The organism is Thermorudis peleae, assembly GCF_000744775.1.
Taxonomy (GTDB): domain Bacteria; phylum Chloroflexota; class Chloroflexia; order Thermomicrobiales; family Thermomicrobiaceae; genus Thermorudis; species Thermorudis peleae.
In genome coordinates, this window is record NZ_JQMP01000003.1 from 1,015,993 (window position 1) to 1,037,604 (window position 21,612).

At 58.6% G+C, this 21,612-nt stretch carries 19 protein-coding genes, 1 tRNA gene and 1 riboswitch; of the genes, 9 read left to right on the forward strand and 11 right to left on the reverse strand.

What is annotated here, in order from left to right:
* Nucleotides 1-49 precede the first annotated feature (49 nt).
* Together N675_RS13670 and N675_RS07555 are read right to left on the reverse strand one after the other, a co-directional pair.
* Nucleotides 50-1,384, reverse strand: coding sequence for a hypothetical protein (locus tag N675_RS13670; RefSeq protein WP_051914445.1), 1,335 nt, complete (start codon nucleotides 1,382-1,384; stop codon nucleotides 50-52).
* A gap of 256 nt (nucleotides 1,385-1,640) precedes the next feature.
* Nucleotides 1,641-2,528 (reverse strand): hypothetical protein, encoded by an 888-nt coding sequence (locus N675_RS07555; RefSeq protein WP_156100843.1) that lies wholly within the window; start codon nucleotides 2,526-2,528, stop codon nucleotides 1,641-1,643.
* 1,192 nt (nucleotides 2,529-3,720) lie between these two features.
* Here N675_RS07555 and N675_RS14330 point away from each other — a divergent pair.
* Nucleotides 3,721-3,891, forward strand: coding sequence for a site-specific integrase (locus tag N675_RS14330; protein WP_156100844.1), 171 nt, complete (start codon nucleotides 3,721-3,723; stop codon nucleotides 3,889-3,891).
* Between the two features lie 512 nt (nucleotides 3,892-4,403).
* Here the strand turns inward: N675_RS14330 and N675_RS07565 are convergent.
* The 6 genes from N675_RS07565 to N675_RS07590 all read right to left on the reverse strand — a co-directional run bounded on the left by N675_RS07565 (nucleotide 4,404) and on the right by N675_RS07590 (nucleotide 9,311).
* A tRNA-Leu gene (locus N675_RS07565) sits at nucleotides 4,404-4,486 on the reverse strand.
* Nucleotides 4,487-4,593: 107 nt separating this feature from the next.
* Nucleotides 4,594-5,286, reverse strand: a complete 693-nt coding sequence (tenA, locus tag N675_RS07570) for a thiaminase II (RefSeq protein WP_038038811.1) — start codon at nucleotides 5,284-5,286, stop codon at nucleotides 4,594-4,596.
* An 11-nt stretch (nucleotides 5,287-5,297) separates the two neighbouring features.
* Nucleotides 5,298-6,419: an ABC transporter substrate-binding protein gene (locus N675_RS07575; RefSeq protein WP_231577970.1), complete on the reverse strand. Its 1,122-nt coding sequence runs from the start codon at nucleotides 6,417-6,419 to the stop codon at nucleotides 5,298-5,300.
* A gap of 15 nt (nucleotides 6,420-6,434) precedes the next feature.
* On the reverse strand, nucleotides 6,435-7,238 hold the full coding sequence (locus N675_RS07580; RefSeq protein ID WP_051914446.1) for an ABC transporter permease: 804 nt from the start codon (nucleotides 7,236-7,238) through the stop codon (nucleotides 6,435-6,437).
* Complete coding sequence (locus N675_RS07585) at nucleotides 7,216-8,016, reverse strand: ABC transporter ATP-binding protein (RefSeq protein ID WP_051914585.1); 801 nt, start codon at nucleotides 8,014-8,016, stop codon at nucleotides 7,216-7,218. The genes N675_RS07580 and N675_RS07585 overlap by 23 nt, the downstream gene beginning before the upstream one ends.
* 11 nt (nucleotides 8,017-8,027) lie before the next feature.
* The gene (locus N675_RS07590; protein ID WP_038038812.1) at nucleotides 8,028-9,311 is read right to left on the reverse strand and encodes an acetylornithine deacetylase; all 1,284 of its coding nucleotides are present in this window, start codon (nucleotides 9,309-9,311) and stop codon (nucleotides 8,028-8,030) included.
* Nucleotides 9,312-9,396: 85 nt separating this feature from the next.
* Nucleotides 9,397-9,515, reverse strand: a riboswitch (TPP riboswitch).
* A 349-nt stretch (nucleotides 9,516-9,864) separates the two neighbouring features.
* Between N675_RS07590 and N675_RS07595 the strand changes: the two genes are divergently transcribed.
* From N675_RS07595 to N675_RS07610, 5 genes are all read left to right on the forward strand, one after another.
* Nucleotides 9,865-10,590, forward strand: a complete 726-nt coding sequence (locus N675_RS07595) for a TetR/AcrR family transcriptional regulator (RefSeq protein ID WP_038038814.1) — start codon at nucleotides 9,865-9,867, stop codon at nucleotides 10,588-10,590.
* Nucleotides 10,562-11,491, forward strand: a complete 930-nt coding sequence (locus N675_RS07600; protein ID WP_038038815.1) for an ABC transporter ATP-binding protein — start codon at nucleotides 10,562-10,564, stop codon at nucleotides 11,489-11,491. Before N675_RS07595 ends, N675_RS07600 begins: the two co-directional genes overlap by 29 nt.
* Nucleotides 11,488-12,294 carry an ABC transporter permease subunit gene (locus N675_RS07605; RefSeq protein ID WP_038038816.1) on the forward strand — a complete coding sequence of 269 codons (807 nt, stop codon included), beginning with the start codon at nucleotides 11,488-11,490 and terminating at the stop codon, nucleotides 12,292-12,294. Before N675_RS07600 ends, N675_RS07605 begins: the two co-directional genes overlap by 4 nt.
* A 36-nt stretch (nucleotides 12,295-12,330) precedes the next feature.
* Complete coding sequence (locus N675_RS14045) at nucleotides 12,331-12,534, forward strand: ABC transporter permease subunit (RefSeq protein ID WP_277870641.1); 204 nt, start codon at nucleotides 12,331-12,333, stop codon at nucleotides 12,532-12,534.
* Between the two features lie 79 nt (nucleotides 12,535-12,613).
* Nucleotides 12,614-13,153 carry a type 1 glutamine amidotransferase domain-containing protein gene (locus tag N675_RS07610; RefSeq protein WP_038038817.1) on the forward strand — a complete coding sequence of 180 codons (540 nt, stop codon included), beginning with the start codon at nucleotides 12,614-12,616 and terminating at the stop codon, nucleotides 13,151-13,153.
* A 77-nt stretch (nucleotides 13,154-13,230) separates the two neighbouring features.
* Here the strand turns inward: N675_RS07610 and pyrF are convergent, their stop codons facing one another.
* Nucleotides 13,231-14,055, reverse strand: coding sequence for an orotidine-5'-phosphate decarboxylase (gene pyrF / locus N675_RS07615; protein WP_038038818.1), 825 nt, complete (start codon nucleotides 14,053-14,055; stop codon nucleotides 13,231-13,233).
* Nucleotides 14,056-14,189: 134 nt separating this feature from the next.
* Here pyrF and N675_RS07620 point away from each other — a divergent pair, with 134 nt between their 5' ends.
* The 3 genes from N675_RS07620 (at nucleotide 14,190) to N675_RS07630 (ending at nucleotide 19,842) form a co-directional block, all read left to right on the forward strand.
* A complete protein-coding gene (locus N675_RS07620) occupies nucleotides 14,190-15,185 on the forward strand; it encodes a threonine ammonia-lyase (protein ID WP_038038820.1) in 996 nt (331 codons plus the stop codon).
* 20 nt (nucleotides 15,186-15,205) lie between these two features.
* A complete protein-coding gene (locus N675_RS07625) occupies nucleotides 15,206-17,329 on the forward strand; it encodes a tetratricopeptide repeat protein (protein ID WP_051914449.1) in 2,124 nt (707 codons plus the stop codon).
* A gap of 140 nt (nucleotides 17,330-17,469) precedes the next feature.
* Nucleotides 17,470-19,842 carry a hypothetical protein gene (locus N675_RS07630; protein ID WP_038038822.1) on the forward strand — a complete coding sequence of 791 codons (2,373 nt, stop codon included), beginning with the start codon at nucleotides 17,470-17,472 and terminating at the stop codon, nucleotides 19,840-19,842.
* Nucleotides 19,843-19,867: 25 nt separating this feature from the next.
* On the opposite strand, the gene N675_RS07635 is transcribed toward N675_RS07630, so the two are convergent.
* Nucleotides 19,868-20,590 carry a hypothetical protein gene (locus tag N675_RS07635; protein WP_156100845.1) on the reverse strand — a complete coding sequence of 241 codons (723 nt, stop codon included), beginning with the start codon at nucleotides 20,588-20,590 and terminating at the stop codon, nucleotides 19,868-19,870.
* Entirely contained in the window at nucleotides 20,569-21,606 is a 1,038-nt protein-coding gene (holB, locus tag N675_RS07640; RefSeq protein ID WP_038038824.1) for a DNA polymerase III subunit delta', read from the reverse strand. The genes N675_RS07635 and holB overlap by 22 nt, the downstream gene beginning before the upstream one ends.
* Between the last annotated feature and the right edge of the window lie 6 nt (nucleotides 21,607-21,612).

Sequence of the window (21,612 nt, forward strand, 5' to 3'; positions counted from 1 at the left end):
CTCCACCCTTGGTATGGTGGCAGGAAGAGCCTCTGACCCCGCCAGCATCTTAGCTTGCGGGCTGGTAGACCTGCCACCAGGGGAAGATCCACTCCTCCTGAGCCCGTGCTGCCCCATAGCGCCAGGCGACATAGTGCCGCCCTGTGTTGGCAAACTCCACCCGCCACTCTAGCGGGTTCTCCGGCGTGTAGGTCATGCACCGCCGCTCAAAGCACTGCACCAGCACCCAGCGCTCCACCCCAGCGACCTTGGCCCGCGTCCAGGAGGGCTCAGTCAAGGGCCAGCCGACCAGCCACAGCCAGGGCCAGGAGTGATCATCACTGAGCGTGAATTCGAGCCCCAACTCTCCTGTCCAATGTGGTATATATGAAAGTCGCCAGACATCGATGACCTCGGCCTGGCTGCGCTGCCACTGGAAGAACTTCCAGAAGACACTGGCAACCGTGTGCTGGGTGGGGGCTCCAATGTCCAGCGTGGTCACGAGGTAACGACCCAGGCTGGGATCAACCCCGACCTTGCCCTGGCTATCGATGGTCTGGACTACCGTCGAGCCTGCGGAAGACGGCTTATACCCTATGAGCCTCCCTAGGGCAGCGTAGGTCACCCCGCCGCCATCGGCATCTCCAGCAACAGGGATAGCCGCAGGTTCCCGCGGGATGAAGGTGGTGTCCCCCACCTGGAGCTGTCCCGTGAGGAGTTCCTTGGCCAGCAATCCCGAGGTGATGGCCCAGGGTGCCTCGTGCCAGCGAGAGGCAAAACGGGCCAGGCTATGCTCCTCCAATTTGGCTGGATAGTCGAGAGTTCGCCAGACTGCAGCATCTTGTGACAAAGGCGAGGCAGAGCCAGTGGTGATCTCTAACCTCCCCTTCTCGAAGTACAGCACATAGCGAGCCCCCAGGAGCTTGGAGGGGTCATCCGCCCTTCGGTAGGGCCAGTTGTTGGGGTAGCCGTAATCAAAATAGTCTTTGATCACTCCCTCCAGGTAGGGCTCAACAAAGAGTTCGTCGGCTGGCGAGGAGGAGGACTCGACGCTGTACCTGCTCAGAAGTGCGCCGAAGAACCAGGAGTTCTCCCTGCGAGCAGCCACTGGCACATCGAAGACCAGTGCGGGGAGCCCCACGGTTATGAGCTGGGCCCTTCCTGGATCAGGTTGCAGCCATCCACACCCGGCGGCGTGGCAGGCTTGAGCGAGTGTCATTCCCAGTCCGATCAGGTCGAGTACCCCCTGGAAGCCTGGGGGCACCGGCTGATTCGGTTGCAGGCTGACTGGAGGGCTTCCTGGGGCTGGCTGGGCGGCTGCTGGTGGCGGCAGGAGAGCAAGGTTCCCTAGCAGGAAACAGAGGGTAACAAAGCGTGCCAGCCGCTGGATCTGGGAGCGAGCCATCCCACTTCTCCTCTCCTGATGAGGAACCAACTTCCCTTCCAGCAGGGAGTGACGATACCACAGAAGACGTTAGGTTGGCAACCAGGGGCTGGCTCTGGAAGGAGTGACTTGTGGTCTTTTTCATCTCTTTGCTCCCTCTACAGCACAACGACACCGTAACTCTGACACCACGTAACCAAATCCGGATCAAGTGCTAAACCGCGAAACAGGGCCAGGGGCTGTTTCCCTGGCCCTGTCCTTCCGGTTTTCCTCACGGTTACTCGATGCGGCGGTAGGTGCCCAACGCATAACCGGCTACCCCTTCCAGTCCCAACGTCTGTGCATTCCAGGGTGCTCCGTACCGCCACTGGTAGTAGTGCAGCCCGGTATTGGTGAACTCAACCTTCCACGGATCCGGGTTGTCAGGCGTATAGCTGAGGCAGCGCCGCTCAAAGCACTGCACCAATACCCAGCGCTCCACCCCGCCGACTTTGGCGCGTGTCCAGTAGGGATCAGTGATGGGCAGCCCCACCAGCCAGAGCCAGGGCACGCGGTGCGGCGACTTGACCAGCGTGTAGTGGAAGAGCTTCACCGCCGGATGCCGCGGGTCTATATGAACCCAGGAAAGATCGGTTGCCACCCATCCTGGTTGCTGCAGGAAGTCCCAGAAGACGTCGGGGACGACGGAGGGATGAGGGCCCCCGGGGATTGCAGATGGAGGAACCATCACAGGCTGCAAAGAGACCTTGGGCGCAGTGGGGTCAACGGTGACGTTGCCCTGGGCGTCGATCACCATCCCGGGTTGCCATGGGGTTGCTGACCGAACCGCGTTGGCCAGGGCCGCATAGGTCACGCCGCCGCCGTCTGGGTCGCCAACGATGGGGATGGCAGGCGGCTCACGCTGGATGAAGCGGGAGTCGCCCACCTGGATCAGCCCTGCGAGGAGTTCCCAGGGCAGTCGCCCACTGGTCAGCCACCAGGGAGGATCCAGCGGATCCCAGGTGCTGCGGTATTCGAAAACGTTTGGGAGGACAATGGAGCCACCAGATGAGCTGTCCGCCTCAAAGGTGATGGTGGCGACAGACTTCTCTCGCGTGATGAATGGCAGGGCATTGGTGAGTTCCACGCGCCCTTTCGGTGAATAGGCAACCCAGCGTCCTCCCACGATGGTGCGCTCCTCACTCCTGAAGAGGGGGCACACGGGAGTGTCCGCAAGCGCGAGACCTTCCCGATAGGGCTCCAGCATCAGGGGCCCTGCTTCCAGCCAGGGCCCTGCTCCGAAGACTGGCTGCTGCTCCAGCCCGAGATCCACGGGGACATCATAGGCCAGGAAGGGAACGAAGACCTCTGGCACAAGCTCGAAGGGGCCAGGCGGAGACAGAACCCACCATGAGCGACAGGCGGCGAAGGGGTTGACCCCGAGGCCGATGTCATCCCGCACTCCGTCTGGTTGGGGTGGGGATGGCACGAGAATGGGCTCTGCGGCGGCTGGTGTGGGAAGTGAGGAGGCAACGAGGAGGAGGGTGAGCAGCACGAGGGGGAGCCGCCTGGGGCGGGCTCGTGAGGGCGCTGGCCTGGCAGCACGTGGGAACCAGCGGAAAGCCTGGAACGGCATCAACAACTCCCTTCCGTCAGACTGACCTTCTTCTTGTTGTCAGCAGGAGTGTAGCGGCAGGACATGAACCAGACAAAGGTGGGAGCAAGAGCGACCTCGGTGGTGCTGGTGGATGGTCTCTGCCGCTGGGTGACGATTGCCATCGCCGATTTTGGGGGCGGGGGTGGTCTAGTAGCACCCTTTCCCACTATCTGTCGAGAAAGAGTTGCGTCTTGGCAGGGATAAGGCAACGGTGATGGGGCCCACGCGAGTCTGGGACTTGTGTAAGTGCTCTGGTCGGTGGTGTGGCAGCGTGTGTAATTGCCGGATAGCAGACCTGGAGAACCTTAGGCGCGAGATCTTGCAATTCCTGGCACGAGTGTGGCAGCAGGAGGGGACTGAACGGGTGTTTGTCTTATGTTGCCTGTTGGCGACGCTAGAGGATCTCCCTCGTCTCAGCAGATTTCTTGATGTCGGGAATGGAACGACTGCCGTTCTTGGTGCCTAGCTCCGGGATCAGCCTTCCCGTAGTACGGCAAATCCGCTATCGTCTTCGTGCCTGTTGCACAGCACGGAGTACTCAGTGTAGCGAAACACCCTATCATGCTCGCGGGGAAGTTCTGCTCCAAACGTGCGATAACACGGTGCGGGAAAGCTGCACTTGTGAGGCATCGTTGGGCGTTTGGCTGGCAGCACACTGGGACGAGATCGCTTGTAGTCTGGCGGACTGCGACAGGTATGCTGCAGTGTTGTAGGTGCGTTGATGCTCCTCTTAACCGACGGGGTGCATCCGAAGGTGGTGGCCAGCCTCTTAGGCCACAGCACGATCCAGATCACGCTGGATACCTACTCGCACGTGACGCCGGGGCTCGCGCGGGAGGCCGCGGAACACCTGCATCAGCTCGTTGCGAACTCGATTGCTCACTCGGCGTGAGTGCCGTGGGAAGAGGCTGGCCGTGTCGCTGGCGGGGGTTTGTCGTTGACGGAGTGACCCTCACCTGACCCTCGCCTGACTCCCATATGCCTCCTCTTCCCCAGTTCACGCTGAGGAGAAGGAGGCGGATGGCGGTCGGGGAGAGGGAGCGGAGCGGCTGGTTGGCCAGGGGCTGGCAGAACCGGTCCCAGAGCTCCTGGTACTCCAGGCGGATGCGGGTTTGAGGGGGCGGGCGAGGAGGAGGGAGAAGGCAGTGGCGAGCGTTGCCGAACGGTCGAGGAGACCGAGTTCCCGTTGGAGCTGGTGGAGTTTGGCTTCGGCTTCTTGCCGGGTTCGGGCAGTTGTCGCCAGTCGCTTCCCTCCAACCCGCAGGTAGACATCGAAGGTGCCATCCTTCCGCTGACTGATCCCCATCGGGCTCCTCCCGTAGCGTTCCGGCTCACGATCGGTTGACGATCACTGGTCGGCGGAGGGAGGAGCTGGTCAACGAATCGGATGGTGCGAACGGACGGTGCCGAAGGAGGGACTCGAACCCTCACGGGGTTGCCCCCAGCGGTTTTTGAGACCGCCGCGTCTGCCGTTCCGCCACTTCGGCGTTGCTCGCGCCGCGTCAATGCTTGCTGGTGTGCTGTAACCCACCCCTCTGACGCGTCCGCTTGCCAAGTTCGTGAGTATACACGGTGGATCTCTTTTTGGCGACTGTCACCGGTGCTCGCTTTCTTGTTCCAGCCAGGGAAATGTTCGCCGGTGATACGCATCGTCCCAGAATTGCCATTCATAGATGCTCGTCTGGCGAAAGTGGCGAATCAGCACAGTTCGCCGGCTCTCTGGTAAATCAGCCGCTGCTTCATCCATCACTGTCTGCACCGCTTGGACAATGCTGCCAAACTCTTCGGAAGCATACGTCTCAATCCAACGCTGATAGAGGGGATTGGGAGAGCCAGTAGCTTCGAGGTGCTTGCCGACTTCCCAATAGATCCAGTAACACGGCAGCAGGGCGGCGATTGCCTCTTCAAATGTGCCGAGTGCAGCGGTGGCAAGGAGATAGTTCGTGTATGCCTGGTTTGCGGGCATCTTTGGGGTGCGATAGACTGCTTCGGAAGAAAGTCCCCAATGCTGGAAAAATGCTTCATGGAGCGCTCGCTCAACAACGAGACTCGTTTTCGCATGCTCCGCAAATAACTCGCACCAGGTGTCTCGTGGCGCTTTGGCTGCGGCGAGTGCTTGTGCTCGGGCGAAATCTTGGAGATAGAGGGCATCTTGCACGACGTAGAAGCGGAAGCTTGGTTCTGGTAGGGAGCCATCAGTGAGCCCGGTGATGAAGGGGTGCTCGAGAATGGCGCCGTAAATCGGGGTAATGGCATGCCAGAGCGTTGTGGTGAGTAGTTCACGCATGGCACTCCTCCTTATGCACTGGTACGGGCGGCCTCAACGAACTGATTCGTGAATGCGCTATTCGGGTCAACTTGGCCGGATAAGAGCCCTCGCGATTTCATCCAGGTGGCGTACTGTTGCCATCGGCTCGCTTCTTGCCATCCAAAAATGGGCACTCCAGCTGTCCAGAGCGGAGCCAAGCGCTGAATGCCAACTTCTTCAACACTCCGGTTCGTGTCGGGGTAGCGTTTGACGAGAAGGTCGACGGCAGCCTGTAAGTTCGCTTGGGCATCTTGGTAGCCACGGATCATTGCGCGGACAAAGCGTTGCACAAGATCAGCGTGTTGCTTGACCTGGTCATCGCTTGTAACCATAACGAGTTCGTAGAAATCCGGCACCCCCCAATCTTCAACCTTCAGCACTGTTACTTGCTCGCCCTGTTGCTCAATCAGGATTGATTCATGCACCCAGTAGGCGCCGATGACGGCATCGACCTTGTGGCCAAGGAGTGCAGCGACCAAGTCGTAGCCCACGTTAACGAGCTGCACTTGATCAAGTTTGGCGCCGTCACTCTCGAGCATCGTCGCTAACAAGGCCTCGTCGCTCGGAATCCCGGGGTATCCTACTTGTTTCCCCACAAGGTCACGCGGCCGAGTAATGCCTGAGCGTTTGAGTGCCATAACAGAATTGAGTGGGTGCTGAACAAGAGCTGCAATTGAGACAACGGGCAATCCCTGGGCCCGTGCTTCCAACACGTCTGTCTCGTAGCTAATGCCAAAGGTATTGCGTCCAGTCGCAACGAGCTTCAGCACGTCGTCGGGGTTAGCTGGGACTTCAAGGCGTACATCCAGTCCTTGTTGCGCAAACGCACCATGCTCCTGGGCCATCAGGAGCCCGGTGTGGTTTGACCAGGGATACCAGTCCAGAGCGACGCTAACACTCGTCTGCCCTGTTGTTTGTGTCGCGGGAGAAGGGGTTCGGGCAGGTGATGGTGTTGTTCCACGGTCAGCTGTATTCTGTCCTGGCGTGAGAGTCGGCCCAGTGTTGCTACAGGCGGCAAGGAGCATCCCAAGCCCGAGGGTGGTTGCCCCGCGAAGGAGCATACGACGCGTGAGGCGAGCTGACTTCGAGCGGAGAAGAGCGTTCTCGGTCATCTGCCTTACCTCCTCCTATCGTGCTGCAGCTGGACGCTCGCTGCGTGGCAGCTGACGCCAGCGCAGCGTGATGCGTTCGACCCAGCCAATAAGCCAGAACAGCCCAATACTCAGCACAGCTGCAATCACAACTGCGGCAAAGACGCGATCAGTCAGAAACTGTGAGGCTGAACGAATCATCAGGTATCCCAGACCAGCTGAGGATCCCACCCATTCGCCGATCAGAGCTCCGATGACACTCACTGCAGCGGCAACGCGTAGCCCTGAAAAGAAGCTTGGTAACGCTCCAGGTAAGCGAACGATGCGGAACACGTGCCAGCCACGTCCTCCCATGCTGCGCACTAAATCGACAAGTTCCGGATCGACGTTTCGCAGACCGTCGGCGGTATTGACCGTGATCGGGAAAAAGCAGGTAAGCACGACGACCACGACCTTTGGACTCAGGCCATATCCCAGCCAGATCAGCAATAACGGTGCAAGAGCAATTACCGGTATTGCTTGTGAGGCGACAATGGCTGGATACAGTGTGCGTTCCAGTGTTGGGGAAGCAGCGATCGCCAACGCGAGTGCCAGGCCAAGGACGAGTGAGAGTGCAAGACCAACAAGGACTTCCTCTAGGGTGACAGCAGTGTGTCGCCAGAGAAGTGCTCGGTCACGAACAAATGCTTGGACAATCGCACTTGGAGCTGGCAGGAACCACCGTGGGAGATGCGCCAACCGCACGGCTAACTCCCAGATAAGAAGTCCGCTGAGCACTCCCAATACGGGTACAACAAGTGGTCCATGCGGCTGCCTTTCATGACCGAACGGCTGGAACATTGTCTTGGCCTTTCACGCGCTCAGCTCGCAATGTTGCGAGCAGTTCCGCTTTCAGTGCGACGAACGCCGGATCTGTCACATGCTGGTAGGTTCGTGGACGTGGCAGTGGAACGGAATACTCACGGAGAATGCGGCCAGGACGTTGGCTCATGACGAGGACACGATCTGCGAGCAGGATCGCTTCCTCGACATCGTGGGTCACAAACAGTACTGTGCGGCCGACATCGCCCCACAACGCCAACAGCCACTCTTGCATTTCAGCCCGTGTGAGCGCGTCGAGTGCTCCAAAGGGTTCATCGAGCAAGAGGACTGGTCGCTCAGTCAAGAGCGTGCGGAGGAAGGCTGCGCGCTGACGCATGCCACCCGAGAGCGCTGCCGGATAGACGTCGGCGAATCCTTCGAGGCCGAAGCGTACAAGCCACCCTCGCGCACGCTCCCGTGCTTGAGCACGTGGTACGCCCGCGATCTCGAGTCCAAGCACCACGTTATCAAGCACCGTACGCCAGGGGAGCAGGAGGTCGCGCTGGTGCATATACGCAACTCGCCCGAGTCGTTCAGGTGCTGGTGATCCATCAAGCCACACTTCGCCGCTGGATGGCTCCTCTAACCCTGCAATAATGTTGAGTAGGGTGCTCTTGCCGCAACCGCTTGGTCCAATGACACTCACAAATTCGCGGTCACGCACCTGCAAGGACACGGTGTCAAGCACGAGCAGTTGCTGACCAGCGTGCGAAAAGGTCTTACTCACGTTCCGTATCTCAATTCGCCAGAACGGCATTGTGGGCTCACTCACATGGCCTCCTTCGGGCGATTGCACCAGCGGACAATGAACTCAGCTAGCACATGGCTGAAACCCAGCAGCGCTTCGACACTGACCCATTCGTCAACGGTATGCGCTTGGGCGAGGCTTCCCGGACCGTACACCACGGTTGGGATGCCAGCGTCTGCGAGCCAGCCAGCGTCAGAGACCGAGGGCCACATCCCAGTGGCTGGCTCGTTTCCCCAGATCTGTGCATGTGCCTGGCGCAGTGTGAGCAAGCCGGGGTGGTGGAGCGGAAGTGGGGCCGCAGGAAAGAGTTCTCCACGGTCAACCAGCATTGACTCGCCGCCCCAACGGAAGCGGGGCGGGTGCAGTCGAAGCCAGGGGTCCGACTGGGCTGCTGCGAGCACGTATGACTCGATCTCGGCAACCACATCCTGCCATTGTTCATTGGGATAGAAGTGCACGGTGATCCAGAGTGCACAACGATCAGCAAGAAAGGCCGGATGTCGCCCACCTTCAATAACTGCTGGGTTGATCGTCGTCGAACCTGGCGGGAAGCCTGGGTATTGCTTCACAACGGCCCAATGGCGCTCCAGGCGCTCCAGCGCCTCAATGACCAAGACCATCTTCTCGATCGCGTTTGCTCCAAGAACGCCGCCACCAGCGTGGATGGTGCGAGCTCGCATGCCGTCATGGAGCGTCTCTGGGCTGATGATCTCAATCCACCCGGTGATCACGCCGCCTTGACCAACGATCGAGAGTTCCGTTGGTTCCGGTACAATAGCGAAATCGGCACGATAGCCGCGTTCGATACAACGGCGAGTGCCAGGCTCTCCTTGTTCTTCCCCGACAACTGACTCGATGATGACGTCTCCGGCGAGCGCGATGCCCTGTTCGCGGATCACCTGAAGCGCAAAGAGCGCAGCAGCAAGTCCGCCTTTCATGTCCGCTGCGCCTCGACCATAAAGCCGTCCATCGCGGAGTGTTCCAGCAAAAGGCGGCACACTCCAGCGAGCCGGGTCGCCAACTTCTGCGACATCAATATGACCATTGATCAGAAGCGAGCAGGCTGCTTGGCGCTGCTTGCCAGGCAAGACGCCGATGACGTCGGGATCGCCTGGATAAACATCGAATTGCTCAACCGTGCAGCCAAGTTGGCGAAGGAAATCAGCGAGAAACGCCTGGGCTTCGGCAGTATTCCTTCCCGGCGGATTTGGCGTAGGAAAAGCCAGAAGGCGCTGGGCCAGCTTTAGCAATGCATCCTGCCGCTGGGTGAGCGCAGCATGCAGCGCAGCCGTGTCAGGCGTCATTGGGGAGCTCCTTTCTGCGGCAGGCCGGGGAAACAGCGCGCAGCGGTATGGCAGAAACAAAAGGGACGCTGCCTGAGCTGCCAGCGTCCTCCGGTGTAGACCGTCCCTTCGCTGGTATTACCCAGGTCAGGTTCCAGCGGTCGGTGGCGGAGTTTCCTAAGCCACCCTCTCAGCCTGGTTCCCCAAGCCCCCGTGGTCTCCGTCATTTCGTTGTCGGCACCTAGCGTAGTCAGATCAGGGGCCGTTGTCAAGAGCCTTTCGATTGCTTGTCTACTGTGTGATGTGTTCCTCGAGGACAGCAGAAACCCCTGCGATCAGCGGGACGAAATGTCAAGGGATTCCGCGTAACGACCGAAGCGTTTTGTTTGCAGCCAAGAAGGATCCTGGTACGGAATGGATCGCACAGCGTCGCGTACTCCATGTCCTTTGCCGGTTGTCTGCAGACGCATCCCAAGAGCCCCATTGCGCTTCATGCGGCGTCGTGTTAGGATTCTGACGTGCTGACTGAATAAGCTTATCTAGTCAGCACGTCAGAAGGGAGGGGTGATACCAGTTGACACGACTCGATGACGGGCGAATCCAGCACATTCTTGAGGTGGCGGGCCGTCTCTTTGCGCATTATGGCTATGACAAGACCACGATGGACGACATTGCGCGCGAGGCTGGCATCGCAAAAGGCACGCTCTATCTGTACTGGCCGAGTAAAGAGGCGCTCTTTGAAACGCTGCTGTTTCAAACGCTGCGCCAGGTAAATGCCGACTTCCTGGCCCGGGTGGAAGCTGACCCCCAGGGTGGCACGATTGGCGCGATTGTTCGGCATGGTATGGCTGCCTCGTTTGCCAATCCTTTTGTGCGGGCACTGCTTACAACCCAGGGGAGAGTCCTGGGTAACTACTTGCGTCGGGCAAGCCCGCGAATAACGCAGTGGCAGTGGCAGCTTGACTCGGTGCTGGTTGCGCAGCTTCAGCAGGCAGGCGTAATTCGTGCTGATCTCTCCCCGGAGCTTGCAACCTACCTGCTCTCGCTGATCTCTCTGGGCATGATGAGTGCTGCCGAATATTACCCGTCAGCTGTCGTTCCACCGCCCACAGTGCTTGTTGATGCTCTTGCCGATATCGTGCAGCGTGCATTTGCTCCTCCGGATGGCGGTGACTCTGAAGCCGGCAAACGTGTGTTGCGTGCTTATCTCCAGGAAGTTGATGCCGTCATGACGGCGTACAGCATGGAGCGAATGCGAAAGGAGCCTGACTATGGAGCAGCAGAGACCACTTCAGACTGAACTACTCACGCGCTTTTATGGTGCACGACGAGGTGTCGAAGACTTGACCTTCACACTTGAGCCTGGGGAGATTTTCGGTTTCCTTGGGCCGAACGGCGCCGGTAAAACCACGACGATTCGTCTGTTAATGGGGCTATTGCGTCCCACACGTGGGAAGGCTCGCATCTTCGGCTACGATTGCTGGCGCGAAGCTGCCGCGGTAAAGCGTTACGTTGGCTATGTTCCTGGTGATATCCGTCTCTATGACCATCTCACGGGGTGGCAGCATATTGACCTCTTTGCTGGACTCCGCGGCGGTGTTGACCGCGGTCGGGTTCGCCAGTTGCTTGACCGCTTTGACTATGATCCTGGCCCACGGGTGCGGACGCTCTCGACGGGAAATCGTCAGAAACTCGCGCTGATCCTTGCGCTGATGCATGATCCTCCATTGCTTGTGCTTGACGAGCCGACGAGTGGCCTTGATCCAGTGATGCAGCATGTCTTCGTTGAAGTCCTGCGCGAGGAGCAGGCGCGCGGGAAAACGGTTTTTCTCTCCTCCCATCGTCTTTCTGAAGTTGACCAGCTCGCCGATCGAGTCGGGATTATCCGTGATGGCCGATTGCTCCTAGTCGAACCGATTACGACGGTACGCCAGCGTTACGCGCGTCGTATGGAAGTGTGGTTGACCGCGCCGGTAACCGAGGCCGCGTTTGCTGATCTTCCTGGCGTGCAGATCATTGCGATCCATGATGGGGGCCGGCACGTTGAACTGACGAACCAGGGTGATGTCCGCGCCTTGCTCGGTCGGCTCAGTCAATTGCCTGTTCGCGACTTCACCTATGCGCCGCCCGATCTTGAAAGCGTCTTCTTAGCGATCTATCGCGATGCGGAAGCAGCACATCCAACGGAGGTGCAGGCATGAATGGGGTTATGGTGCGAAAAGCACTCCGTGACTGGCAGTCTCTTATGCTCTGGTTCTCGCTCGGAATTCTTGCGTATATTCTCCTCTTTGGGCCGCTCTGGCACCCAGTGCGCAGTGCTGCGAGTGCGATTGAACAATATGCTCAAGCGTTTCCCAAGGGCGTGCTTGCCGCCTTTGGCGTGCCGCAGAGTCCTGCTGCTTCGTTCTCCTCGTTTCTACAGGCCGAGGTCTTCGGTTTTGTTTGGCCGATTGCTGCCATCATCTTCGTTGCGCTGGCTGGCTCCTCGGCTGTGGCTCAGGAACTCGATCAGGGAACCATCGACATCTGGTTGTCGGTACCAGTGAGTCGGGCACGCCTCCTGGCAAGTAAGCTGGTTGCCTTGCTCGGCACCATTGCGCTCTTTGCCAGCGTGAGTGTGCTTGGTGTGATGCTCGATTTTCTGCTGGCGGGCGAGCATGCGTCAGCGACGGGATATGCTCGATTATTTCTCGTGCTTGGTGCGTTCCTGCTCGCTGTTGGCGGGCTTGCTGTCTGCTGCTCAGCTGTAGCCCGGACACGGGGGCAGGCTGCGGGAATTGCTGGGGGTATCTTGTTCTTCATGTACGTTGCTCGCGTTGTCGCTGAGCTGAGCGAACGGCTTCGTTTATTGCGATTGGTTAGTATTTTCACTCCATTTCGTACCGGCGCTGCCCTTGCGGGCGATCCCATTCCGTGGCTTGGCGTACTGCTTAGCGCATTGCTCGGCGTCATTGCTGCTCTCGTGGCGCTCATGCTCTTCCAGCAGCGCGATCTTGCACGATGATCTCGTAAGTATCGTTGTCTGCTCTGTGGTGCTACTATCTCGTTTCTTGGGCTTGGTGCTCAGCCGCCAAACCCGTCCTGGGGGCAGGATATTTATTACTCCCAGCGCTATCTGGCGAATCTCAAATGGTGGATGAGTGTGGGGCCGGGGATTGCGATTTTCCTCGCCGTTTTCGCGTTTAACTTCCTTGGTGATGCACTGCGCGATGCCCTTGACCCGCGCTTGCGCCGCCGTTCCTAGCGGCAATCTCTGCTATAAACCTTGTCAATTTCTCTGCGTTGTGTCATGATTTTTCGTGGTAGGCAGGAAGGAGGGCGATATGGCTGAGCTGACGGGCAAGCGTATTGCGATGATCGTTGCAAATAACTTTGAAGACGTCGAGGCGACTGATCCGAAGAGCTACCTCGAGCAGCACGGAGCAACTGTCGTTGTCATTGGTCTCAACCGTGAGCCGATTACTGGGAAGAAGGGCGCGGTTCTCCAGCCTGATAAGACGATCGACGAGGTCTCTGTTGATGACTTCGACGCCTTGGTGATCCCGGGCGGTGGCTCGCCGGAGAATTTGCGAATCGATGACCGCGCGGTGGCATTCGCGCGCCAGTTCGTTGAGAGCGGTAAGCTCGTTGCGGCCATCTGCCACGGTCCGCAATTGCTGATTTCCGCTGGCGTGCTGCGAGGCCGCACGGTGACCTGCGTCAACAAGATCCGCGATGATGTCAAGAATGCGGGTGCTAACTACGTCGATCAGCCAGTTGTCATTGATGGCAACCTCATTACTTCGCGCGTCCCTGCCGATTTGCCACAGTTCGACGAGGCGATCGCCAAAGCGCTGACTGCTGTTCCAACCTCTGCGGACTAGTCTGCGGTGATCGCGTTGTCGGTGAAGTGCCTTCCTGGAATTGTCCAGGAAGGCACTTGTGTCTTTGCGCACAGTTCTCAGTTTTGGAAGGCTTGGCGGAGTGCCTCATGCAATGATTGGGCGGCCTGTCGCGCTGCGTCGGCAAAGTCACGGCCATTGCTTGCGTATATGACTGAGCGGGTTGCTGTGAAAAGTGCCGGCCCATGCCCCTGTCGAACAGCTGCAACAGCTTGGGCAAGATCTCCAGCTTGGGCGCCGATCCCCGGAATAAGCAACGGAAGTTCCGGGCAAGCCTGTCGCACTGCGGCTAATTCTGCTGGATAGGTTGCGCCAACCACGAGCCCACACGTACCGTGTTGGGCATGCCACATTCGGACGCGTTGCGCGACGACTTGGTAGATGGGCTGGCCAACTCCGTTTTGTTCCACCACCAGGTCTTGCAGTTCTTTTGCGCCTGGATTTGAGGTTCGTGCCAGGACGAACACACCATGCTCAGGGCGTAGCAAGAGCGGGCGAAGCCCTTCCTCTCCAACGTACGGCTGCACCGTGACAGCGTCGAATTGCCAACGGGTGAAAAAGGCTTCGGCGTACGCTGCTGTCGTGCTCGCAATATCTCCGACTTTGGCATCGAGAATAGCAAGGTGAGTGGGGGGGATGAGCCGACGCGTTTCTTCAAGCGCAGCGATACCAGCTGGGCCGTGCATCAAATAAAAGGCCAAGTTTGGCTTGTACGCACAAGCAAACGCAGCTGTTGCCTCAATGATGGCGCGGTTGAAGTGCACAATAGCCTCTGGAGTACGTGGCAAGTGTTGGGGCAGGTGCTCGAGCATCGGGTCAAGCCCAATACAAAGCGGAGCGCCGCATCGGGCGATCGCTGCTGAGATTCGCTCTTCCCACCGCATGCTGCCTCCTTGCTAACGATCTTGCGTCCGACCAGCCTGTAAAAATCAGGACAAAAACGCCTAGACATTACCCGCTACGTATCGTACGCTGTGTGCGTACAATCCGGAGCACGTGTCTGCGCAGGAAGGGTCAGATGCGCTTGGAGCCACCGACATTTCAAGAGATTCTCCGCGCCCGCCAGGTTGTCCGTCGCTATCTGCCGCCGACACCGCTCCTTTATTCTCCGGTGCTCAGCGAACGGCTTGATTGCGAAGTCTACGTCAAATGCGAGAGTTTGCAGCCGATTGGCGCGTTTAAAGTTCGTGGTGGCGTGTATCTCCTCAGCAAGCTGAGTCCTGAGGAGCGCGCTCGCGGGGTGGTCACGGCCTCAACCGGCAACCACGGGCAGTCAATTGCCTATGCAGCACGGCTTTTTGGCGCTCGTGCCATCATTTATGCCCCTGAGCAAACTAACCCGATCAAGCTTGCTGCGATGCGACGGCTTGGCGCTGAGGTCGTGTTAACGGGCCGAGATTTCGATGAGGCTCGCCAAGCCTGCGAGGAACGTGCCGCTGCTGAAGGCCTCCGCTATATCCACTCTGCGAACGAACCCGACCTCATCGCTGGCGTAGGGACATACGCTCTCGAAATTCTTGACGAGTTACCCGACCCGGATGTTGTGATTGTGCCGGTTGGAGCAGGCAGTGGCGTCTGTGGGACCGCGATTGTAATGAAGACTGTCAACCCTGCGATTCGGGTGGTTGGGGTGCAAACTGAAGGTATGCCGGTCGTCTACGAATCCTGGCGACAAGGCCGGTTGCTCGCGCTCGAGGGGGGCAGCACATTCGCAGAGGGGTTGGCGACACGTGTTGCCTTTGAGCTTCCGCTTCGCATCATTCGCGATCTCGTTGATGAGCTGATCCTGGTCAGTGATCGTGAACTCTGCCAGGCAATCGTTGAGTTTCTTGAGGCAGTTCACCTTGTTGCTGAAGGAGCTGGGGCTGCTTCCTTAGCAGCAGCGCATCGTCTGCAGCCGCAACTTGCCGGTAAGCGTGTCGTGCTTATTCTCAGCGGTGGCAACATTACCCGTGAAATATTGCAATGGGCAATGGCGGTGGCTGAGCAGCACGCAGCCCAGCCGTCAGCGTAAGAGAAACAAGGGAGCTGGGAATGCTCGAGCAGTTTGGACGGTGGTTGAGACGACGACAAGGGATCGAGCGCAACCCACTCTATCGCTTGGCTGAAGATGCCGTTGCTGGGCGGATTCCTGTTGAGCAGGCCTATGCTGGTGCCGAAGCGCCAACAACGCTCGCACGTCTGGCCGATGGCGATCTCTGGGAAGTTTTGAACGAGTCTGGTCGGATCGCACTCGATCATCCAGAGCATGCTCTCCTCCTAGCGCGGTTGGTCATCCTGGCGGCTCGACAAAAGGGCTTTGATCGAGTCTTGATGGAGGCGAATCTGCGTGCAGCGGATTTGCTTGCTGAGTTAGGAGAGACATCGGAGCAGGAGCTGCATCTCCGAGAAGCGCTTCGCGCTGCGCAACGCATTGCCAACGTCGTTGGCCAACGCCGAGCTCTGGCACGGCTTGCTCGGCTTGCATTTGATCGCGGCGACCACGAGAAGGCGCGTGAACTCTTGTTGAAGCAGCTTGAATCAGGCCGCGAAGATACCGATACGCTTGAAGATGTTGAAACCGCGCTGATGCTTGGAGATCTTGCTCGTCAAGACGGCAATCTTGAGGCTGCCCGTGAGTTCTACCACCGTGCTGCGCGGAGCGCGCGGCGCGTTGGACACTATGCCGGGATGGTGGATGCGCTGCTCCGCCAGGTCGTTATTCTGCGCGAACTCGGTGACCTCGACGCTGCCTATGTCCTCTTGCAGCAAGCACAGGAGGCAGCTGAGCGGACGATTGATCACCGGCTGCAGGCTGAGATTGCGATTCAAATTGGCGCGCTCTTAGGAGAGAAAGGGCGCTTTGCCCATGCCCGTAGTGCGCTTGTTACCGCGCTTGACCGTGCCCGTGCTGCTGGTGACTTAACGATGGAGAGCCGGTGCCTCGTCGGGCTGACCTCTCTTGAGCGGCGGATTGGCCGCCTGCAAGATGCTGCTGAGCACTATCAACAGCTGGCCAATCTGGAGCGTCGGCTCGGGAATCGATCGGCAGCACTGCGCGCGGTGCTCGATGCAGCGGAACTCCAGCTCGAAGCGCGTCAGCCTGCGCGTGCTCTCGAACTCATTCAGGGCATCATGGGAGAGATTCCGGAAGATGATCTTGCCTTACGGCAGCGCGTATTTGGCTTGCTTGGCCTCGCTCACGGTGCACTCGATCATCGCGGTGAGGCATTAGAGTATCTCTCTAATGCCTTGCAGCTTGCGCGACAGCGGGATTCTGCTGCTGACGAAGCGCGCTGGCTTGCTGGAGCTGGTGAACTTCTCTTGCAGTTTGGTGAGCTGAGTGATGCTCAAAGTGCTGCACAGCAGGCAGTGGTACTTGCTCGAAAGGCCGGTGATCCACGGGTTGAAGCACAAGGGCTGGCGCTCCTTGGCGCCGTTTCACTGAATCGTGGACTTGCTCGAGAAGCCGAATCCTGCTTAAGCCGGGCTGTAGCCCTTGCTGCTGAAACGGGCGATGTCGCTGGGCAGCTGCGTTATCTTCTTTCCCTTGCTGAGTTGCAGCGTCGACTGACAAATCCTCACGGTGCTATTGGCTACTTACGCCAAGCGCTTGACCTTGCCGCCAGGACCGGTAACGCAGAAGTGCGTGCTCGGCTCCATGGACAAATCGCACAGCTTTACCAGTCTTTGAATTTTCTCCCGGAGGCTATCGAGCATTACCGTGCTGCGCTTGCGGCCGCACAGGAAATTGACGCGTTGTCACTTATGGCTCGAGCGCTCCGTGGGCTTGCGATTGTCCTCGATTTGCAAGGCGACACCCAAGAAGCGATTGCCACGTATCGGCAAGCTATTACGCTCAGTGAGCAACTTGGTGATCGGCGAGCAGCGCTTGCTCTGCACTACAACCTTGGTGCTCTGCTGCTGGATCGGGGCAACGATGGTGAGGCTCGCTACCACTTGCGGTTAGCGTACGATTTGGCTCGGCAACTTGGTGAGCGCGAGATGGCTGAAACCATCCGGGATCTCGTTGGCCCGCTGATGCCTTCAGCGAGTGGGAACCACCGCGACGCATTGCCTTCTGAGACTGCGCAGCAAAGTGACGCCGACGATATTGTTTTGAGTGAGATCACACTCCGCCCGGCTCCTGAACACTATCGTGAGCTCTTCCGCGACTAGCACGCATTCGTACGCAGCAGTTTCCTCCCGCCTCTAGACGTACGTACACCTGCTGTGCTAGACTAGCAGTGCCAATGAGGCAAGGGTTGGAAACGGTGCGAGTGCTGCCACCGAGTGTGGCGCTGGCAAGGAGGGCGTTTGTGTCACTTGGAGTCGCACAGCGGAGCAGTCGAGTCCAACAAGGGCAGCCGTCGAGCGTCACTGGTGGAGTAGCAGCTGTTGCGACGTCGCCCTATAGTCGTTTGTGGCGGCACGGGATGCTTGGAACTCCGGGGAGTCGGGCACTTGCTGTTGTTTTACAACCAGTCGAAGAAAACCCGCGTAGTGCGCAGCTTGCTGAACAACTCCTCGCATTGTTTGAGCAAGAGTTGTGGCGTGCTGCACTGCCTCGCTCAGGTCAAACAGTTGACGCTTACACGGCACGAGTACGCCAGGCCTGCCTTGCCGCAAATGATTGGCTTGCTGAATGGAATGCCAGCACTACTCCCGATCGACGTTGTTGCTTCGGGTATACCTGTGCATTCTTCTGGGATCGCGAACTCCTTCTTGCGACAGCGCCGCCAGCTGCCACCTTCGTCCAACAGGACGGCGAATTGTATCGTTTTCCCCTGCGGGACGATCAGGCGTCTCTTCTGCCTCTTGGCCAGCAGCGTGCAGCTGAGCCAGCACTGTACTACACCCAAACTGCTCCGCGTGATGTCATTATCCTCACCCGTGCAGAGCTTGGCGCTGCGCTCCTTGAACATGCGGATCCTTCGCTTCTGACGAACCACGACCCTCGGCCGATTTTTGCCGAATTGCAGGCGATGAGCCAAGAACTCGGATATGAAGAACTTGACGCCGTTGTGCTTGTTCTTCCTGATGTCCGCCCAGGTCGACGCCGTCTGCTTGGTGATTGGATATCAGTGGTCCACCGTTTCCGAGGACCTCGGCTTCGCGCTAAGGATGCGTTTGCGTATGATAATGCCGTCGCAGTTGACCTTGAAGACGAGAACAGGCAGACTAGCAGTGAGGAGATGGCTCCCAGTGTGGATCGCCGGCCGGATGAGATGCTCGATACTGCCTCGGTCGATGCGCTTGACGAACAGGAGCAAACTGATCCGGAAACAACGCAGCGCTGGGAGCCGCTCAACGGAGCGTACGATTCTGAGCTGGTAAAACGTGGCAGGGGGAGGGGGGCAACCCTGCGCGAGACAATAAGTGGCCTCGCTGTTGCGGCAGTCGTAGCGTTCATCGGGTTGTGGCAGGTCCTCTTTCGGCGTCGTCCTAAGATTGCCCCGCCGCCCGATGACGGGACATTTGGTTTGCCACGTTTGCAACGATATGAAGAGTCGCTTCGCCTTCCGGATTTCACGCCAGTCCGCCGGCAACTTCCTCGGCTGCCCGTAAGTCCCTTAACTGGGCTCATTGCAGTGAGCGCTCTTGGTTTGCTCTCTGCTGCTTTCGCACTTTCAGTGCGCCATGATCATGAGCAAGCACTTCGGTCGCGCTTCGATACCTTGCTGCAGACTGCTGCGCAGGAACGTACGCTGGCGACGCAAAGCTCAAACCCAACTATTGCCCGGGCTTATCTTGAGACGGCTAGCCAGCGACTTGATGCTGCAGCCCAGCTTAACCTTGATCCGCAGCGGGTTGCCCAGGAGCGTGCTGCCTTAGCGACAGCCCGGGACCGCGTTTTCAAGATTACGCGGCTTGAGGGTGTTCAAGTCCTTGGTGCAGTTCCGCCTGCGCCCGAGGGCGTAACTCCTCGCTTGTTCCTTGGTAATGGCCAGCTTTATCTGCTCACCGATGCGCTCTATCGACTGGACTCGACCGGTACTAAACTCATTCAACTGCTGAAACCTGGAGATACTGTTGATGGCCAGCGCGTTGGCACGTTGCTCGGTGCTGCCTGGGCTGATGGTGCACCGATCGCTTTCGATGGAGCCAATGCCTACCTCTTTGATCCTACCAGCGCACGGTGGACTCGTCTGCCAATCGGCACTGTTGGTACAGCTTATCGTGGTGTTGCCCGCGTTGGCTCGTTCTCTGGGAACTTGTACTTGCTCATCCCTCAAAACGGCCAAATCCTCCGTTTCCTGAGCGGTGCATATCAGAACAAGCCCGAAGATTGGACTGGCGGTCAGGCAGCAGACCAGCTCCACCAGGCACGTGACATGCAGATCGATGGTCGCATCTACGTCTTGCTCCAGGATGGGACGATACTCACCTTCTACCGCGGCGCGCTTGAGAGCACGGCAAAGCCAGCTGTTGATCCTGCTGTTACCGACGCTGTCGCGCTGTCTGCCCAGCCTGATCGTCCATATCGGTACATTGGTCTTGCCGATGGGCGAATTCTCCGCGTGACGACGGATGGTACGCTTGTGCAGCAGTTCATGGCTGCCGATAACGCACCATCACTTGCTCCAATGCGCGATCTCGTCGTTGATGATATTCTCGGTGTTGCCTATATCTTGACAGACCGTGCTCTGCTGACGGTTCACTTGCCAGCTGCGCCCGCAGCTGGTCAGTGATCGCTGCCCTGGAAATCGTTGGCATTTACGTCGTCGAAGATACTGGCCGACAGTGAGTAGCAGGCACCATAACCTGTCGGCCTTCATTGTCTTGGATGAGAATGGCAGCATCGCGGGTATCGACACGGAGGACGCGCCCAGGACCGTTCGGCGTTTCAACCCACGATCCGAGGCGGGGATAGTGCGGTTGAGCATAATCATGGCGTGCGAACAGCCGCGCGAGCGCCTGCTCACATTCTCGCTGCGTTTCATCGTGTGGCAGGCCAACGCTGCCGATGTGCGAGGGGGCTTTTGCCTGTTCCTCAATTACCACGGTTTGGCTAAGCTGGGAGCTTAGCCATGGGCCAAGCTGTGTCGGCAGAGGATGCTGTGACCAGATCCCGATGACTATCCCGTCCGAAAGTGTTGGACGAACTTCATTGAATTGTGCCTCTGGAGCAGCTTGCGCAAGAGCCTCTATTACCCGCGGCACAAGACGGCTGGCACGTAGCACATGCTGTCGAATTGCTCGTCGTTCACTCTCTGTAAGCGGACGCCATGCTATCGTTTGCGCTTGTCTGATGTTGCCGAGACAGTGGCCGGGTGTGACAAGCACGCGTGCTACTTCCTCGCCAGCTGGCCCCGCAACGGCGATCCATTCCGGCGGTGGGGCTTCAACGTGAAGAAGTTCAAGCTGGCTCTTGCCTAATCGCCGGATCCCGACGATGGTCTGCGTACGCTGGGATTTCATGCTGGTGGATTTGGCCATGCGAGCACCATCGTGTCAAGGGCAAGACGGGCTTGAACGTTAGCCTCAAGATCGGCAAGCGCACGGCACGTTGCGGCAAGTCCTTGGGCAATTGCGGCGATGTCCCACCGCTGTGCCAACGAATCAAGGGTCTCGCGGAATTCGACGAAGGCGATCCGCTCGCTGAGGCCAGCGCGAAGAGCAAGAAGGTCGTCCCAGAGCGTGATAAGCACACTCAGCTGATGCGTAACTGTCTCACGCTGACCACGCCGATAGCGTTCAGCAAGCTCGCGTGCCTGGAGCAGTGCGTTGAGCCGATTCGTCAGCATGGTAAGGCCGATCTGTCCTGCAGTGCGATAACGCTCGAGCTGGGCAGGATCCTCTGCAAGTTGTAGCGCGAGCCCAACTCGTCCTTGGCTGAGTTGGGCAATAAGCGCTGCATCGCTCGAAGGATAGCCTTGTGCCTCAAGGACAGCACGAACGCGCATTCGTGGCACCGGATGCAAAGGAATCAGCTGACAGCGCGACCGCACCGTTTCTGGCAGGTCTTCAGGGCTGGTTACGATTAAGAGGAAGATCGCATACGACGGTGGTTCCTCAAGGGTCTTGAGCAGGGCATCGGCAGCGTCATGCGAAAGTTCGTCAGCACCATCAAGGAGCACGATACGGTATGGAGCCTCAAGCGGGCGAAGCGTGATCGCTGTCCGGATCTCGCGGATCGTTTCAATCGAAATCCGAGTATTGCCTCCATGCGTGTCGCCTTGAGGAGATGATATCGTGATGAAGTCAGGATGCGTTCCGTGGCTTATGCGTCGACAGGCGGGACACTGGCCGCACGGCCGTTCGTCATCAGGAGCTTGACAGCAAAGCGCTTGACTAAAGCGCACGGCGAGCGTGCGCCGGCCAATGTGCGGCGGCCCGCTGAAAAGGTAGGCATGAGCAAGCTGTCCGCGCGATAGTGCTTGCTGCAGTTGGCGTACAGCTGCCTCATGGCCAATTATGTTCCAGTTGTGATTACTCCTGATCTCTTCAGTCATGCGTCG

Bases quoted from the DNA above. Each gene is read 5' to 3' on its own strand.
- N675_RS07585 (WP_051914585.1), bottom strand. From the start codon at position 8,016: ATGCCGTTCTGGCGAATTGAGATACGGAACGTGAGTAAGACCTTTTCG.
- N675_RS13670 (WP_051914445.1), bottom strand. From the start codon at position 1,384: ATGGCTCGCTCCCAGATCCAGCGGCTGGCACGCTTTGTTACCCTCTGT.
- N675_RS07590 (WP_038038812.1), bottom strand. From the start codon at position 9,311: ATGACGCCTGACACGGCTGCGCTGCATGCTGCGCTCACCCAGCGGCAG.
- N675_RS07610 (WP_038038817.1), top strand. From the start codon at position 12,614: ATGGCTGAGCTGACGGGCAAGCGTATTGCGATGATCGTTGCAAATAAC.
- N675_RS07580 (WP_051914446.1), bottom strand. From the start codon at position 7,238: ATGTTCCAGCCGTTCGGTCATGAAAGGCAGCCGCATGGACCACTTGTT.
- N675_RS07620 (WP_038038820.1), top strand. From the start codon at position 14,190: ATGCGCTTGGAGCCACCGACATTTCAAGAGATTCTCCGCGCCCGCCAG.
- N675_RS07575 (WP_231577970.1), bottom strand. From the start codon at position 6,419: ATGACCGAGAACGCTCTTCTCCGCTCGAAGTCAGCTCGCCTCACGCGT.
- pyrF (WP_038038818.1), bottom strand. From the start codon at position 14,055: ATGCGGTGGGAAGAGCGAATCTCAGCAGCGATCGCCCGATGCGGCGCT.
- N675_RS14330 (WP_156100844.1), top strand. From the start codon at position 3,721: ATGCTCCTCTTAACCGACGGGGTGCATCCGAAGGTGGTGGCCAGCCTC.
- N675_RS07605 (WP_038038816.1), top strand. From the start codon at position 11,488: ATGAATGGGGTTATGGTGCGAAAAGCACTCCGTGACTGGCAGTCTCTT.
- N675_RS07625 (WP_051914449.1), top strand. From the start codon at position 15,206: ATGCTCGAGCAGTTTGGACGGTGGTTGAGACGACGACAAGGGATCGAG.
- tenA (WP_038038811.1), bottom strand. From the start codon at position 5,286: ATGCGTGAACTACTCACCACAACGCTCTGGCATGCCATTACCCCGATT.
- N675_RS07635 (WP_156100845.1), bottom strand. From the start codon at position 20,590: ATGGCCAAATCCACCAGCATGAAATCCCAGCGTACGCAGACCATCGTC.
- N675_RS07600 (WP_038038815.1), top strand. From the start codon at position 10,562: ATGGAGCAGCAGAGACCACTTCAGACTGAACTACTCACGCGCTTTTAT.
- holB (WP_038038824.1), bottom strand. From the start codon at position 21,606: ATGACTGAAGAGATCAGGAGTAATCACAACTGGAACATAATTGGCCAT.